Origin of the sequence: Paraburkholderia sp. UCT2 (genome assembly GCF_014397665.1) — a bacterium.
In the GTDB taxonomy this organism is placed as follows: domain Bacteria; phylum Pseudomonadota; class Gammaproteobacteria; order Burkholderiales; family Burkholderiaceae; genus Paraburkholderia; species Paraburkholderia tuberum.
Window position 1 is genome coordinate 248,961 of sequence record NZ_VZQO01000001.1, and the last position, 13,424, is coordinate 262,384.

A 13,424-nucleotide genomic window follows, 5' to 3' on the forward strand; every position below is an offset into this window, starting at 1 on the left:
CACGATGAAACGAATCATGCAAAAGAAGTTCTTCTGGTTGTTCCTCGTGGTGCTGTTCGCTTTGCCGGTTCTGCCGTATCCGATCCATGTACCCGAGTACTGGGTCACGCTGCTGAACTACATCGGTCTCTATTCGATCGTCGCGATCGGCCTCGTGCTGTTGACCGGCATCGGCGGGATGACGAGCTTCGGGCAGGCCGCGTTCGTTGGCATCGGCGCGTATGCAACCGCGTATCTGACGACGAACTTCGGCGTGTCGCCGTGGCTCGCACTGATCGCGGGCGTGATCGTCACTGCCCTGGTTGCGCTGATGCTCGGTCTCGTGACGATGCGCCTATCCGGCCACTTTCTGCCGCTCGGCACGATTGCGTGGGGGCTCGCGCTGTTCTACCTGTTCGGCAATCTCGACATGCTCGGCAAGTACGACGGCATCAACGGCATCCCGGTGTTGAATGTTTTCGGGATCAATCTCGAGTCCGGCCGCCATATCTATTACCTGATCTGGGTGGTCGTGCTCGGTGCTGTCGTCTCTGTTCAGAATCTGCTTAATAGCCGGCCGGGTCGCGCAATCCGCGCGTTGCGCGGCGGTGGTCTGATGGCCGAGGCAATGGGCGTCAACACCGGCTGGATGCGCGTCGTGATTTTCGTCTATGCGGCGGTGCTTGCGTCGGTCTCGGGTTTTCTGTACGCGCACTTGCAGCGCGCCGTGAATCCGACGCCGTTTGGACTGAATCACGGCATCGAGTTCCTGTTCATGGCGGTGGTGGGCGGCGTCTCGCACGTCTGGGGCGCGGTGCTCGGCGCGGCGATCCTGACCGTGCTGCAGGATTATTTGCAGACGCTGCTGCCAAAACTGCTCGGCGAGAACGGCAACTTCGAAGTGATCGTGTTCGGCATCATCATGGTGCTGCTTCTGCAGTACGCGCGGCAGGGCGTCTGGCCGTTCGTCGCGCGCTTTTTCCCGCGTGGCCCGCGGGCGCATCTCGCCGATCACGCGGATCCTCTGCCGCAGCGCAACAAGCCACAGACCGGCGAAGACCTGCTGACGGTGAACAAGGCGCGCAAGCAGTTCGGCGGTCTCGTCGCGGTGAACGACGTCAGCTTCGAGGTCAAAGCAGGGCAGATCATCGGGCTGATCGGACCGAACGGCGCGGGCAAGTCGACGACCTTCAATCTCGTGACCGGTGTGCTGCAGGCGACAAGCGGCGAGATCACGTTCCGCGGCGAGCGCATCGATGCGCTGAGTTCGCGTGAAATCGTCAAGCGCGGCATCGGCCGGACGTTCCAGCACGTGAAGCTGCTGCCGGGTATGACCGTGCTCGAGAACGTCGCGATCGGTGCGCATCTACGTGGCCATGCGGGCGTGTGGCGCAGTGTCGTGCGGCTGAACAGCTCCGAAGAGCAGCGGTTGATGGCCGAAGCCGCTCGGCAGATTCGCCGCGTCGGCCTCGAACAGCACATGTATGACGAAGCGGGCAGCCTGGCGCTTGGTCAACAGCGGATTCTCGAAATTGCGCGCGCCCTGTGCTGCGACCCGACTCTGCTATTGCTCGATGAACCGGCCGCTGGTCTGCGGTATCAGGAAAAGCTTCAGCTCGCCGAACTGCTGCGCAGACTGAAGACAGAAGGGATGAGCGTGCTGCTCGTCGAGCACGACATGGATTTCGTGATGAATTTGACGGACCGGCTCGTGGTGATGGAGTTCGGCACGCGGATCGCTGAGGGCCTGCCGCAGGAAGTCCAGCAGGATCCGGCGGTGCTCGAAGCGTATCTGGGTGGGGTGGAATGATGGACGACATGACAACGACCGGCGTGGCGGCGGCGGGACCGATTCTCGAAGTGAGCCAATTGTCCGTCCGCTACGGCAAGGTTGAAGCGCTGCACAATGCGGCGATCAAGGTGCGGGCGGGGCAGATCGTCTCCGTGATCGGCCCGAACGGCGCGGGAAAGTCGACGCTGCTGAATGCGATCATGGGCGCGTTGCCGACGTCCGGTCATGCGAAAGGCGCGGTTTCCTATCAGGGCGACGACGTCAGCGCGATGCCGGTCGAAAAACGCGTTGCGCTTGGGATGTGCCTGGTGCCGGAAAAGCGCGAGCTTTTCGCTTCGATGACCGTCGAGGACAATCTGCTGCTTGGCGCCTACCGGCGCAAGCGAGCAGGGGAGCGCAACTTTCTCGATCAGCTGGAACCGGTGTTCGAACTGTTTCCGCGGCTCAAGGAGCGGCGCAAGCAGGCGGCCGGCACGCTTTCCGGCGGCGAGCGGCAGATGCTCGCGGTCGGCCGCGCCCTGATGGGCAAGCCCGATCTGCTGATGCTGGACGAGCCGAGCCTCGGTCTCGCGCCGCTGATCGTGAAGGAAATCTTTCACATCATCAGCGCGTTGCGGCAGACGGGCGTCGCGACGCTGCTGATCGAGCAGAATGCGCGCGCTGCATTGCAGATCTCGGACTACGGCTACGTGCTGGAAACCGGCGAGTTGGCACTGGAAGGACCGGCAACCGACCTCGCGCAAAATCCCCGGGTGATCGAAACCTATCTCGGTCTTGCCAAAAAGATCGCATAAGCCCGCACTTATTTCGCTGATCGCTGTCTCTGGAAGCGGTGTGTTTCACGTGAAACACACCGCTTTTTTATTGTTTCACCATTCGGACGAAATTCGGGCCGAAACTGAACCCGTTATAATTCGCCCATACATTTCTTTTGAAGGCTCACGCGACGATCTGGCGTGAGATCCCGCGATGCTTTTTCCCACAGAATTTGACGTAATCGTCGTCGGCGGCGGTCATGCCGGCACCGAAGCTGCTTTGGCGTCGGCGCGCATGGGCAACAAAACGCTGCTTTTGACCCATAACATCGAGACCCTTGGTCAGATGAGCTGCAATCCGTCGATTGGCGGCATTGGCAAAGGCCATCTGGTCAAGGAGGTCGACGCGCTGGGTGGCGCCATGGCGGCCGCTACCGACGAAAGCGGCATCCAGTTTCGGATCCTGAATTCGTCGAAAGGACCGGCGGTCCGCGCGACGCGCGCTCAGGCTGACCGCGTGCTGTACAAAGCGGCGATCCGCCATCGTCTAGAGAATCAGCTGAACCTCTGGCTATTTCAGCAGGCCGTCGACGATCTGATGGTCGAGAGCGACCGCGTGGTCGGCGCCATCACGCAAGTGGGTATTCGTTTCCGGTCGCGCGCGGTGGTGCTGACGGCGGGCACGTTCCTCGACGGCAAGATTCACGTGGGGTTGAACAACTACACCGGCGGACGCGCGGGCGACCCGGCTGCGGTTTCGCTGTCGGCGCGGTTGAAAGAGCTGAAGCTCCCGCAGGGCCGGCTTAAGACCGGTACGCCACCGCGAATCGACGGTCGCACGATCGACTATTCGCAGCTCGAAGAGCAGCCCGGCGATCTGGACCCGGTGCCGGTGTTCTCGTTCCTCGGGCGTGTCGAGCAGCACCCGCGCCAGGTGCCGTGCTGGGTCACGCATACGAATCAACGGACACATGACATCATTCGCGGCGGTCTCGATCGTTCGCCAATGTACACCGGCGTGATCGAGGGGGTGGGGCCACGCTATTGCCCGTCGATCGAGGACAAGATTCACCGGTTTGCGTCGAAGGAATCGCATCAGATCTACCTCGAGCCGGAAGGTCTGACCACCAACGAGTTCTATCCGAACGGGATCTCGACGAGCCTGCCCTTCGACGTGCAGCTCGAGCTGGTGCGTTCGATGCGCGGCCTCGAGCATGCGCATATCCTGCGCCCGGGCTACGCGATCGAGTACGACTATTTCGATCCGCGTGGCCTGAAGGCATCCCTAGAAACGAAGGTGATCAGTGGCCTGTTCTTCGCCGGACAGATCAACGGGACGACCGGCTACGAAGAGGCAGCTGCGCAGGGCACGCTGGCCGGCATCAACGCCGGTCTGTTCGTGCAAGGCAAGGAAGCATGGTGTCCGCGTCGCGACCAGGCTTATCTCGGCGTGCTCGTGGACGATCTAGTCACGCGCGGGGTGTCCGAGCCGTACCGGATGTTCACGAGCCGCGCGGAATACCGTCTGAGCTTGCGCGAAGACAACGCCGATATGCGGCTGACGGAGATCGGGCGCGAACTCGGCGTGGTCGATGACGGCCGCTGGGACGCCTTCAGTCGCAAGCGTGACGCTGTTTCACGTGAAACACAGCGCTTGCGTTCAACCTGGGTCAATCCTAAGACCTTATCGGCAGAAGAGGCGACCGCCTTGCTTGGCAAGTCAATCGACCACGAATATAGTCTCGCGGACCTGCTGCGTCGTCCGGGCGTCAGCTACGATGGCGTCTGCGGGCTGCGTGACGGCACTTGTGGCGCACCCGAAGCACTTGCGGAAGACCCCGTGCTGCTCGCGCAAATCAAGGAACAGATCGAAATCGCCGTCAAATATCAGGGCTATATCGACCGACAGGCCGGTGAGATCGAACGCAACGAGGCGCAAGAGAACACGCGTCTGCCTGACGGGCTGGACTACACCGAGGTCCGTGGGCTGTCGTTCGAAGCTCGCCAGAAGTTGATGCAGTTCCGGCCGGAAACGATCGGACAGGCGTCGCGTATTTCCGGTATCACGCCTGCCGCCATCTCGCTGCTGATGGTCCATCTGAAGCGTGGCCTCGGGCGTCGTCCGTCGAAGTCCGCCGAGCCCGGCGCCGACAGCACGCCGGTGGTTCAATGACGGCAGCGCAGAGGGGAATCGACCAGCAGGCCTTGGCGTCATTGCTGGCGGAAGGTGTCCGTGAACTTGGTCTCGAACTCAGCGACGCGCAGCAGCGCGAGCTGCTCGATTACGTCGCGCTGCTCGCGAAGTGGAACAACGTCTACAACCTGACAGCGATCCGCGATCCGAGGCAGATGCTAATCCAGCACATTCTCGATTCGCTATCGATCGTGCCGCACCTGGCGCCGCGCGGGCCGTCGTCGGTGCTCGACGTCGGTTCGGGCGGGGGGCTGCCGGGCATCGTGCTCGCGATCGTGCTGCCCGATTGGACCATCACGACGAACGACATCGTCCATAAGAAGACTGCCTTTCAGTCGCAGGCGAAGGCGGAACTGGGCCTCGCGAACCTGTCGGTTGTGACCGGTCGGGTGGAGACGCTGCGGCCTGGCGCCGAAGTACCGGCAAAGTTCGACGTAATTGTCTCGCGCGCGTTCGCAGAACTCTCGGATTTCGTTACACTGGCCCGTCATCTGGTTGCGGAGCAGGGCGCAATTTGGGCGATGAAGGGTATGCGGTCGGATGCCGAAATCGCGCGTCTGCCGGCGGGCGCTCACGTGGAACAGATCATCCGGCTGAACGTGCCGTCGCTCGACGCCGAGCGGCATCTGATCGAGGTGCGAGTGGACCCCGAAAGCTGACGGCCGCTTCGGCCTGTCAACACCCTCAACGATTTTCACTTCATCCAAGCAGCAAAAGGGACACACCAACGATGGCAAAAATCTTCTGCGTTGCGAACCAGAAGGGCGGCGTCGGCAAGACGACCACCACAGTCAATCTGGCCGCGAGCCTGGCAGCGCAGGGACAGCGAGTCCTTCTCATCGATCTGGACCCGCAAGGCAACGCCACGATGGGCAGCGGCATCGACAAGGCCGAATGTACGAACACGGTCTACGAGGTGCTCGTGGACAACGTGTCGGTGGCCGATGCGCGCGTACGGCCCGAGGCGGTCGGATACGACGTGCTTCCCGCGAACCGTGAGCTCGCGGGCGCCGAGGTCGAACTCGTCAGCATGCAGAATCGCGAGCGTCAACTGAAGGCGGCGCTCGCCGGGGTCGAGGGCGAGTACGATTTCGTGCTGATCGATTGCCCGCCCGCTTTGTCACTGCTGACGCTCAACGGACTATGCGCCGCGCACGGCGTCGTCATTCCGATGCAATGCGAATACTTCGCGCTCGAAGGGCTGTCCGACCTCGTCAACACGATCAAGCAGGTCCATGCGAATCTGAATCGCGACCTCAAGGTGATCGGTCTGCTGCGCGTCATGTTCGATCCGCGCATTACGTTGCAACAGCAAGTCTCGGATCAATTGAAAGAGCACTTCGGCGACAAGGTCTTCGACGCGGTGATTCCACGCAACGTGCGATTGGCCGAGGCGCCCAGCTACGGGCTGCCCGGTGTGGTGTTCGACAGGGCGTCGCGAGGCGCGCAGGCGTACGTGCAGTTCGGCGTCGAAATGATTGAGCGGGTGCGCGCGCTGAACGACGCGCCCCAGGCATCCTAAGCGGATCGAGGAAGCACGATGAATGCAGTAGCAAGAAAGAAGGGACTGGGCCGCGGTCTGGAGGCATTGCTCGGCGGCACCGCCGATATCACCGAGGCAGCGGTGATCGACGGCGCACCGAACGTATTGCCGCTCGGCAAGATGCAGGCGGGCAAATACCAGCCGCGCACGCGCATGGACGAAGGCGCGCTGCAGGAGCTTGCGGCGAGCATCCGCGCGCAAGGGGTGATGCAGCCGATTCTCGTGCGTCCGATCGCGGCGGACCGCTATGAGATCATCGCGGGGGAGCGGCGTTTTCGCGCGGCGCGGCTTGCGGGCCTCGACGAGGTGCCGGTGCTTGTGAAGGACGTGCCCGACCAGGCCGCCGCGGCGATGGCGCTGATCGAAAACATCCAGCGCGAGGATCTGAATCCCCTCGAAGAGGCCCAGGGGATCCAGCGCCTGCTCGACGAATTCAATTTCACGCATGAGCAGGCGGCAGAGTCGGTGGGCCGCTCGCGCAGCGCGGTGTCGAACCTGCTGCGTCTGCTGAACCTTGCGACACCGGTACAGACGATGTTGCTCGCCGGCGATCTCGACATGGGCCACGCTCGCGCGCTGCTCGCCGTCGATGCCGCGACGCAGATCACGCTGGCCAACCAGGTCGTCAACAAGCGCCTGTCTGTGCGCGAGACGGAAAAGCTGGTTGCGATGACCACGAAGGTGACGCCGGCGGCCAAGGCCCGCGCGAATCCGGACGGCGGCCGTGACACGCGACGCCTGGAAGAGGAACTGTCGGACCTGCTGTCCGCTACGGTGAAAATCAAGCTCGGCCGACGTGGTCGCGGCCAGGTGCTGGTGGACTTCGGCGATCTCGACGCGCTGGAAGGCATTCTGGTTCGTTTGCGCGGGAACGCGAACGTCTGAGCACAGATTGGCGCTCAGCAGGCAAGAGTGGTGAACGGCTGGCGGCCTGTGCATGAGCACTGCCGCGAGTTGGTCTACCTCGGTGCGAGCGACTATTGTGGATTCCCAAACAACCGATGCACGAATAATCAGGAATCCTAGCTTCAGACGCTCCACATTCACGCGATAATCATCCTGACGAGCCGCTATCAAAAGCGACCCGATCATCATCGAAATTTGCGGTGAGGCTGATTCAGCTCATTAGAAGAGCTATCCCGTTCAGCCCTTAAAAACGAGGCATTTGTTGCATTTTCGAGACGTCTGCCGCTGCGTCGGAACGCGCTGCCAACGAGCTTCGATCCACGCGACCACCCGCACGGGTTTTGCCGCCCCCCGCCCGCCTTACATTTGACGTGTTTCGCGTCGTTAGCGTACGTTTTACCGCATCATGAAGGGAAGTTTCACGCGGTTATAGGCTGGCCTAAAGTCTTGAATTGCCTGCAACTATCGCTTACAATCGCCCGGATTTAATTGCACGGCAACCCCGTAAGCGCTGCGTAAACTCGCGGGCTGAACGAGACTTTCGGAACATTGCGATGGCGGTCAAAACGTCGAATCTGTCGCCGGAGAATGGTGACGACAGACACCGCGCTGAACGCTCCGCACCCGAGATGTCCTCCAGTCGGCAGTTCGATCCGGCCGAAGCGTGGGATGACGCGCAGGAAGATAACAATATCGTTCCGCTCACGCGGGCCGAGGCGGAAAAGCTGTTTGGTCCCGGCGTGGGTCGTCCATCGCGCGTAACGCCGTTCAGGGTCGTCGCAGCGCAAATGGTTTTGTCCCTGGTCGCAACGCTGTTGTGGTGGCTGTTCTACAAGCCGCCGGGCGCTGCTGCGCTGTCCGCGTTCCTCGGAGGGGCGATCTGCTGGGTGCCGGGCGCGTTGTTCGCGGCACGACTGAAAAAGCAGGGCGGCGCCGAGACCGTGATGAGCTGGATGATCGGCGAAGCACTCAAGATGGGGACAACGATTGCGATGTTTGTCGCAATCGCCTTCTGGTATCACGACGTACGCTGGATTCCGCTGCTCGTGACCTACCTCATCGCGCTGAAGACTTACTGGATCGCCTTGGCGTGGCGCTAAGGTAGCAGCACAAAAAACAGCAGCAAAAAGAATTTAAGGCCGGCGCGCAGCGCCGGCACGGGCGTGCGGGTGAGACAGGGCCCGCACCCGGCGCGTTCCCGCAACACAGTGTTCCGGCGGGAGCGGCCTCGAACGATTTTCGACAATTTGGGTGGCTTTAACGATATGGCAGCTAGCGAAGGCACGCGCGCAATGGATCCGTCCGAGTACATCGCGCACCACTTGCAGAACTTTTCCACCGCACACCAGACGTCGATTTTCGACATCCATGTGTGGAATCTCGACACCCTTTTCTGGTCGATCGTGTGCGGCCTCGTCACGATCTTCGTGCTGCATCTGGCAGCCCGCAAGGCAACGGCCGGCGTGCCGGGTCGCTTCCAATGCGCGATCGAAATGCTGGTCGAAATGGTCGAGGATCAATCGAAGGCCATGATCCACGGCTCGCGCACCTTCATCGCGCCGCTCGCGCTGACCGTGTTCGTCTGGGTCGCGCTAATGAACTCACTCGACTTCATTCCCGTCGACCTGCCGGGCCGTGTGATCGGCTGGCTGGGTCTGTCCGAAGCCATCCCGCACCACCGCATCGTGCCGACCGCCGACCTGAACGGCACGATCGGTATCGCGCTCGGCGTGTTCGTGCTGATGATTTACTACAACTTCAAGATCAAGGGCGCTGGCGGCTTCGTGCATGAACTGCTGTCCGCTCCGTTCGGCGCGCATCCGCTGCTGTGGATCCCGAACCTCGCACTGAACATCATCGAGTTCGTCGCGAAGACGGTCTCGCTCGGCATGCGGTTGTTCGGCAACATGTACGCGGGCGAACTGTTGTTCCTGCTGATTGCCCTGCTCGGCAGCCTCTGGAGCTTCGGCGCGGACACGACGGTGCTTGGCTTCATCGGCCACGTGGTCGCCGGCACAGTGTGGTCAATCTTCCACATCCTGATCGTTCTGCTGCAGGCGTTCATTTTCATGATGCTGACGCTGGTGTACATCGGCCAGGCACACGACACGCACTAACCTGCGTTGTCGGCAAAGAATTGTAGTTTTTCAAATCCCAGTTCCAACCAGTTCTAAAAGACTTTTCACAAAGGAGTGATCATGCAAGCTTTCATCGCCAACATCCAGGGTCTGACCGCCATCGGTATCGGCATCATCATCGGCCTGGGTGCTATCGGCGCCTGTATCGGTATCGGTCTGATGGGCGGCAAGTACATTGAAGCGTGCGCCCGTCAACCGGAACTGATGAACCCGCTGCAAACCAAGATGTTCCTGCTGGCTGGTCTGATCGATGCGGCGTTCCTGATTGGCGTTGGTGTGGCAATGCTGTTTGCGTTCGCGAACCCGCTGCTCTCGAAGCTGGCAGGCTGAGGTTCCTCGGAGGTTTGCGCCTGAGCTATAACTGGTAAAGGCGCAGGGCGGAACGGGTACTGGGGCGCTGATCGAGCAGAATCGATGAGCGCCTTGCCGTTTCACTTTCCGAACTAGCAACGTTTAAGGAAACACCGTGAATCTCAACGCAACCCTGTTTGCGCAAATGGTCGTGTTCCTGATCCTCGCGTGGTTCACGATGAAATTCGTGTGGCCGCCGCTGATCAACGCCATCGACGAGCGCGCGAGGAAGATCGCCGACGGTCTGTCCGCCGCGGAAAAGGGCAAGCAGGAACTCGAAGCCGCTCACAAGCGCGTCGACCAGGAACTGGCTCAGGCTCGCAACGACGGCCAGCAACGCATTGCCGACGCTGAAAAGCGCGCTGTCGCAGTCGCCGACGAAATCAAGGCTCAGGCGCAGGCGGAAGCCGCCCGCATCATCGCGCAGGCGAAGGCCGACGCGGATCAGCAAGTCGTGAAGGCGCGCGAAGCGCTGCGTGGCGAAGTTGCTGCACTCGCTGTGAAGGGCGCTGAACAGATCCTGCAGCGCGAAGTCGACCAGGCGGCTCATGCTGACCTGCTGAATCAACTGAAAGCCGAGCTCTGATCATGGCCGAACTTGCAACCATCGCCCGTCCGTACGCGGAAGCGCTGTTTGGCGTGGCCGAAGCTGGTGACATCGCCGCCTGGTCCACGCTCGTGCAGGAGCTGGCACAGGTTGCGCGTCTGCCCGAAGTGCTGTCGATCGCCTCGAGCCCGAAAGTGAGCCGTGCCCAGGTAAGCGATCTGCTGCTGGCCGCGGTCAAGTCGCCGCTCAAGGACAACGCGCAAGCGAAGAATCTGGTGCAGATGCTGGTGGACAACCATCGCCTGCAGCTGCTGCCGGAAATCGCCTCGCAGTTCGAAGAGTTGAAGAACGCCCGCGAAGGGGCAGCAGATGTGCTGATCGTCAGCGCATTCCCGCTCGAAGGTGCGCAGTTGAACGAACTCGTCGCAAGCCTCGAACGCAAGTTCAAGCGTAAGCTGAAACCGACGGTCGAAGTCGATCACTCGCTGATCGGCGGCGTACGCGTGACGGTCGGCGACGAAGTGCTCGATACCTCGGTCCGCGCGCGGCTCGCCAGCATGCAAACGGTCCTGACGGCCTGAAGCGCTTCGCGTTTTAGCGGCTGGCACGCAACAGAATTGACTATCAGGAGCGAATAATGCAACTCAATCCCTCTGAGATCAGCGAGCTGATCAAGAGCCGGATCCAGGGCCTTGAAGCGAGCGCAGACGTTCGCAACCAGGGCACCGTGATCTCCGTGACCGACGGTATCGTGCGTATCCACGGCCTGTCGGAAGTGATGCAGGGCGAAATGCTCGAATTCCCGGGCAACACCTTCGGTCTCGCACTGAACCTCGAGCGCGACTCGGTCGGCGCCGTGATTCTGGGTGAATACGAACACATTTCGGAAGGCGACATCGTCAAGACGACGGGCCGCATTCTGGAAGTGCCGGTGGGTCCGGAACTGCTCGGCCGCGTGGTCGACACACTCGGCAACCCGATCGACGGCAAAGGCCCGATCAACGCGAAGAAGACCGATGCAATCGAAAAGATTGCTCCGGGCGTGATCTGGCGTAAGTCGGTTTCGGAACCGGTCCAGACCGGTCTGAAGTCGATCGACGCGATGGTGCCGATCGGCCGTGGCCAGCGTGAGCTGATCATCGGCGACCGCCAGTGCGGCAAGACCGCGGTCGCAGTCGACGCGATCATCAACCAGAAGGGCAAGAACCTCTTCTGTATCTACGTCGCGATCGGCCAGAAGGCTTCGTCGATCATGAATGTGGTGCGCAAGCTGGAAGAAACCGGCGCGCTGGAATACACGATCGTCGTGTCCGCTTCGGCTTCGGAATCGGCCGCGATGCAATACCTCGCGCCGTACGCCGGCTGCACGATGGGCGAATACTTCCGCGATCGCGGCCAGGACGCGCTGATCGTTTATGACGACTTGACCAAGCAGGCTTGGGCATACCGTCAGATCTCGCTGCTGCTGCGCCGCCCGCCGGGCCGTGAAGCTTACCCGGGTGACGTGTTCTATCTGCACTCGCGTCTGCTCGAGCGTGCTGCTCGCGTCTCGGAAGAGTACGTCGAGAAGTTCACCAATGGTGAAGTGAAGGGCAGGAGCGGTTCGCTGACGGCACTGCCGGTCATCGAGACGCAGGCAGGCGACGTGACCGCATTCGTTCCGACGAACGTGATCTCGATTACCGATGGCCAGATCTTCCTTGAAACCGACCTCTTCAACGCAGGTATCCGCCCGGCAATTAACGCTGGCGTGTCGGTGTCGCGTGTGGGTGGCGCGGCTCAAACGAAGGTCGTGAAGAAGCTGTCGGGCGGTATTCGTACCGACCTGGCGCAGTACCGCGAACTCGCTGCGTTCGCGCAGTTCGCATCGGACCTCGACGAAGCGACCCGCAAGCAGCTCGAGCGCGGCCGCCGCGTGACGGAACTGCTGAAGCAGCCGCAGTATCAGCCGCTGCAAGTGTGGGAACTGGCTGTGTCGCTGTTCGCGGCGAACAACGGCTATCTCGACGACCTCGAAGTTGCTCAAGTCCTGCCGTTCGAAAAAGGCTTGCGCGACCACCTGAAGTCGAGCCATGCTGACCTGGTCAAGCGTATCGAAGATACCAAGGAACTCTCGAAGGACGACGAAGGCCTGCTGCACACGGCCGTCAAAGACTTCAAGAAGTCCGGCGCTTATTGATCCGCGAGTGATCCGCAAGGCATAAACGGACCTTGAAGCGGCGCGGGCCGCATGCGAATGCTCCCGCGCTACTTCGGCCGCATTGCATGGGACCCGAGTAAGCGCTAAAGCGCTAACTCGGGCCGACAAAGGAGCAAGCAATGGCTGGAATGAAGGAAATTCGCGGCAAGATCAAGAGCGTGCAAAACACGCGCAAGATCACGAAAGCGATGGAGATGGTGGCCGCATCGAAGATGCGCCGCGCTCAGGAGCGCATGCGCGCTGCTCGCCCGTATGCCGACAAGGTCCGCGATATCGCCGCGCACATGAGCCGCGCGAACCCGGAGTATCGTCACCCGTTCATGGTGTCGAACGAAGGCGCGAAGGCGGCCGGCATCATCCTCGTCACGACTGATAAAGGTCTGTGCGGCGGGATGAACACCAACGTGCTGCGTGCGTCGCTGCAGAAGTTCAAGGAACTGGAAGGCCAGGGCAAGACGATCGAGGCAACCGCGATCGGCAGCAGGGGCTTGGGCTTCCTGAACCGACTGCAGGCGAAAGTCGTGTCGAACGTCGTGCAACTGGGCGATACGCCGCATCTGGAAAAACTGATCGGCGCTGTGAAGGTGCAGCTCGACCTGTACTCGGAAGGGAAGATTTCGGCGGTGTACCTCGCGTACACGCGCTTCGTCAACACGATGAAGCAGGAGCCGGTGATCGAGCAACTGCTGCCATTGTCGGCGGACCAGTTCGAGCGCACGGAAGAAGACGGTACGACGCCGAGCACGCAGTGGGACTACATCTACGAGCCGGATGCGCAGGCAGTGGTGGACGAACTGCTGGTGCGTTATGTCGAAGCGCTGGTCTATCAGGCCGTCGCGGAAAACATGGCATCGGAGCAGTCGGCCCGCATGGTCGCGATGAAAGCCGCTTCGGACAATGCGAAGACGGTCATCAACGATCTGCAGCTCGTCTACAACAAGAGCCGTCAGGCCGCGATCACGAAAGAACTGTCGGAAATCGTCGGTGGAGCGGCGGCCGTCTGACCCCGGTCAGGCAGG

13 protein-coding genes are annotated in these 13,424 nt (G+C 61.4%); all 13 read left to right on the forward strand.

The annotated features are described in order from the left end of the window. Positions 1–4: 4 nt before the first annotated feature. The 13 genes from F6X39_RS01175 (at position 5) to atpG (ending at position 13,409) form a co-directional block, all read left to right on the forward strand. Positions 5–1,789 carry an ATP-binding cassette domain-containing protein gene (locus F6X39_RS01175; protein ID WP_187615196.1) on the forward strand — a complete coding sequence of 595 codons (1,785 nt, stop codon included), beginning with the start codon at positions 5–7 and terminating at the stop codon, positions 1,787–1,789. Next, positions 1,789–2,565: an ABC transporter ATP-binding protein gene (locus F6X39_RS01180; RefSeq protein ID WP_187615198.1), complete on the forward strand. Its 777-nt coding sequence runs from the start codon at positions 1,789–1,791 to the stop codon at positions 2,563–2,565. The genes F6X39_RS01175 and F6X39_RS01180 overlap by 1 nt, the downstream gene beginning before the upstream one ends. A 175-nt stretch (positions 2,566–2,740) precedes the next feature. Continuing rightward, positions 2,741–4,699: a tRNA uridine-5-carboxymethylaminomethyl(34) synthesis enzyme MnmG gene (gene mnmG / locus F6X39_RS01185; protein ID WP_187615199.1), complete on the forward strand. Its 1,959-nt coding sequence runs from the start codon at positions 2,741–2,743 to the stop codon at positions 4,697–4,699. Then, positions 4,696–5,379, forward strand: a complete 684-nt coding sequence (rsmG, locus tag F6X39_RS01190) for a 16S rRNA (guanine(527)-N(7))-methyltransferase RsmG (RefSeq protein ID WP_187615200.1) — start codon at positions 4,696–4,698, stop codon at positions 5,377–5,379. The genes mnmG and rsmG overlap by 4 nt, the downstream gene beginning before the upstream one ends. Positions 5,380–5,450: 71 nt before the next feature. Beyond that, entirely contained in the window at positions 5,451–6,242 is a 792-nt protein-coding gene (locus F6X39_RS01195; protein WP_090802387.1) for a ParA family protein, read from the forward strand. 18 nt (positions 6,243–6,260) lie between these two features. Beyond that, positions 6,261–7,148: a ParB/RepB/Spo0J family partition protein gene (locus F6X39_RS01200; protein ID WP_187615201.1), complete on the forward strand. Its 888-nt coding sequence runs from the start codon at positions 6,261–6,263 to the stop codon at positions 7,146–7,148. Between the two features lie 575 nt (positions 7,149–7,723). Further along, a complete protein-coding gene (locus tag F6X39_RS01205; RefSeq protein WP_090802391.1) occupies positions 7,724–8,269 on the forward strand; it encodes an ATP synthase subunit I in 546 nt (181 codons plus the stop codon). 165 nt (positions 8,270–8,434) lie between these two features. Beyond that, positions 8,435–9,286 carry a F0F1 ATP synthase subunit A gene (gene atpB, locus F6X39_RS01210; RefSeq protein WP_026225522.1) on the forward strand — a complete coding sequence of 284 codons (852 nt, stop codon included), beginning with the start codon at positions 8,435–8,437 and terminating at the stop codon, positions 9,284–9,286. 81 nt (positions 9,287–9,367) lie between these two features. Next, positions 9,368–9,637 (forward strand): F0F1 ATP synthase subunit C, encoded by a 270-nt coding sequence (gene atpE / locus F6X39_RS01215; RefSeq protein WP_007180033.1) that lies wholly within the window; start codon positions 9,368–9,370, stop codon positions 9,635–9,637. A gap of 136 nt (positions 9,638–9,773) precedes the next feature. Further along, positions 9,774–10,244 carry a F0F1 ATP synthase subunit B gene (locus tag F6X39_RS01220; protein WP_090802394.1) on the forward strand — a complete coding sequence of 157 codons (471 nt, stop codon included), beginning with the start codon at positions 9,774–9,776 and terminating at the stop codon, positions 10,242–10,244. A 2-nt stretch (positions 10,245–10,246) separates the two neighbouring features. Continuing rightward, positions 10,247–10,786, forward strand: coding sequence for a F0F1 ATP synthase subunit delta (locus F6X39_RS01225; protein WP_187615202.1), 540 nt, complete (start codon positions 10,247–10,249; stop codon positions 10,784–10,786). 56 nt (positions 10,787–10,842) lie between these two features. Next, positions 10,843–12,384: a F0F1 ATP synthase subunit alpha gene (gene atpA, locus F6X39_RS01230; protein WP_184036907.1), complete on the forward strand. Its 1,542-nt coding sequence runs from the start codon at positions 10,843–10,845 to the stop codon at positions 12,382–12,384. Positions 12,385–12,524: 140 nt separating this feature from the next. Further along, the gene (gene atpG, locus F6X39_RS01235; protein WP_184036910.1) at positions 12,525–13,409 is read left to right on the forward strand and encodes a F0F1 ATP synthase subunit gamma; all 885 of its coding nucleotides are present in this window, start codon (positions 12,525–12,527) and stop codon (positions 13,407–13,409) included. The last annotated feature ends 15 nt before the right edge of the window (positions 13,410–13,424 follow it).

What these genes read in the sequence shown, in the direction of transcription:
- F6X39_RS01200 (WP_187615201.1), top strand. Translation starts at nt 6,261, where the DNA reads ATGAATGCAGTAGCAAGAAAGAAGGGACTGGGCCGCGGTCTGGAGGCA.
- F6X39_RS01180 (WP_187615198.1), top strand. Translation starts at nt 1,789, where the DNA reads ATGGACGACATGACAACGACCGGCGTGGCGGCGGCGGGACCGATTCTC.
- atpE (WP_007180033.1), top strand. Translation starts at nt 9,368, where the DNA reads ATGCAAGCTTTCATCGCCAACATCCAGGGTCTGACCGCCATCGGTATC.
- atpA (WP_184036907.1), top strand. Translation starts at nt 10,843, where the DNA reads ATGCAACTCAATCCCTCTGAGATCAGCGAGCTGATCAAGAGCCGGATC.
- rsmG (WP_187615200.1), top strand. Translation starts at nt 4,696, where the DNA reads ATGACGGCAGCGCAGAGGGGAATCGACCAGCAGGCCTTGGCGTCATTG.
- F6X39_RS01175 (WP_187615196.1), top strand. Translation starts at nt 5, where the DNA reads ATGAAACGAATCATGCAAAAGAAGTTCTTCTGGTTGTTCCTCGTGGTG.
- F6X39_RS01225 (WP_187615202.1), top strand. Translation starts at nt 10,247, where the DNA reads ATGGCCGAACTTGCAACCATCGCCCGTCCGTACGCGGAAGCGCTGTTT.
- atpB (WP_026225522.1), top strand. Translation starts at nt 8,435, where the DNA reads ATGGCAGCTAGCGAAGGCACGCGCGCAATGGATCCGTCCGAGTACATC.
- mnmG (WP_187615199.1), top strand. Translation starts at nt 2,741, where the DNA reads ATGCTTTTTCCCACAGAATTTGACGTAATCGTCGTCGGCGGCGGTCAT.
- atpG (WP_184036910.1), top strand. Translation starts at nt 12,525, where the DNA reads ATGGCTGGAATGAAGGAAATTCGCGGCAAGATCAAGAGCGTGCAAAAC.
- F6X39_RS01205 (WP_090802391.1), top strand. Translation starts at nt 7,724, where the DNA reads ATGGCGGTCAAAACGTCGAATCTGTCGCCGGAGAATGGTGACGACAGA.
- F6X39_RS01195 (WP_090802387.1), top strand. Translation starts at nt 5,451, where the DNA reads ATGGCAAAAATCTTCTGCGTTGCGAACCAGAAGGGCGGCGTCGGCAAG.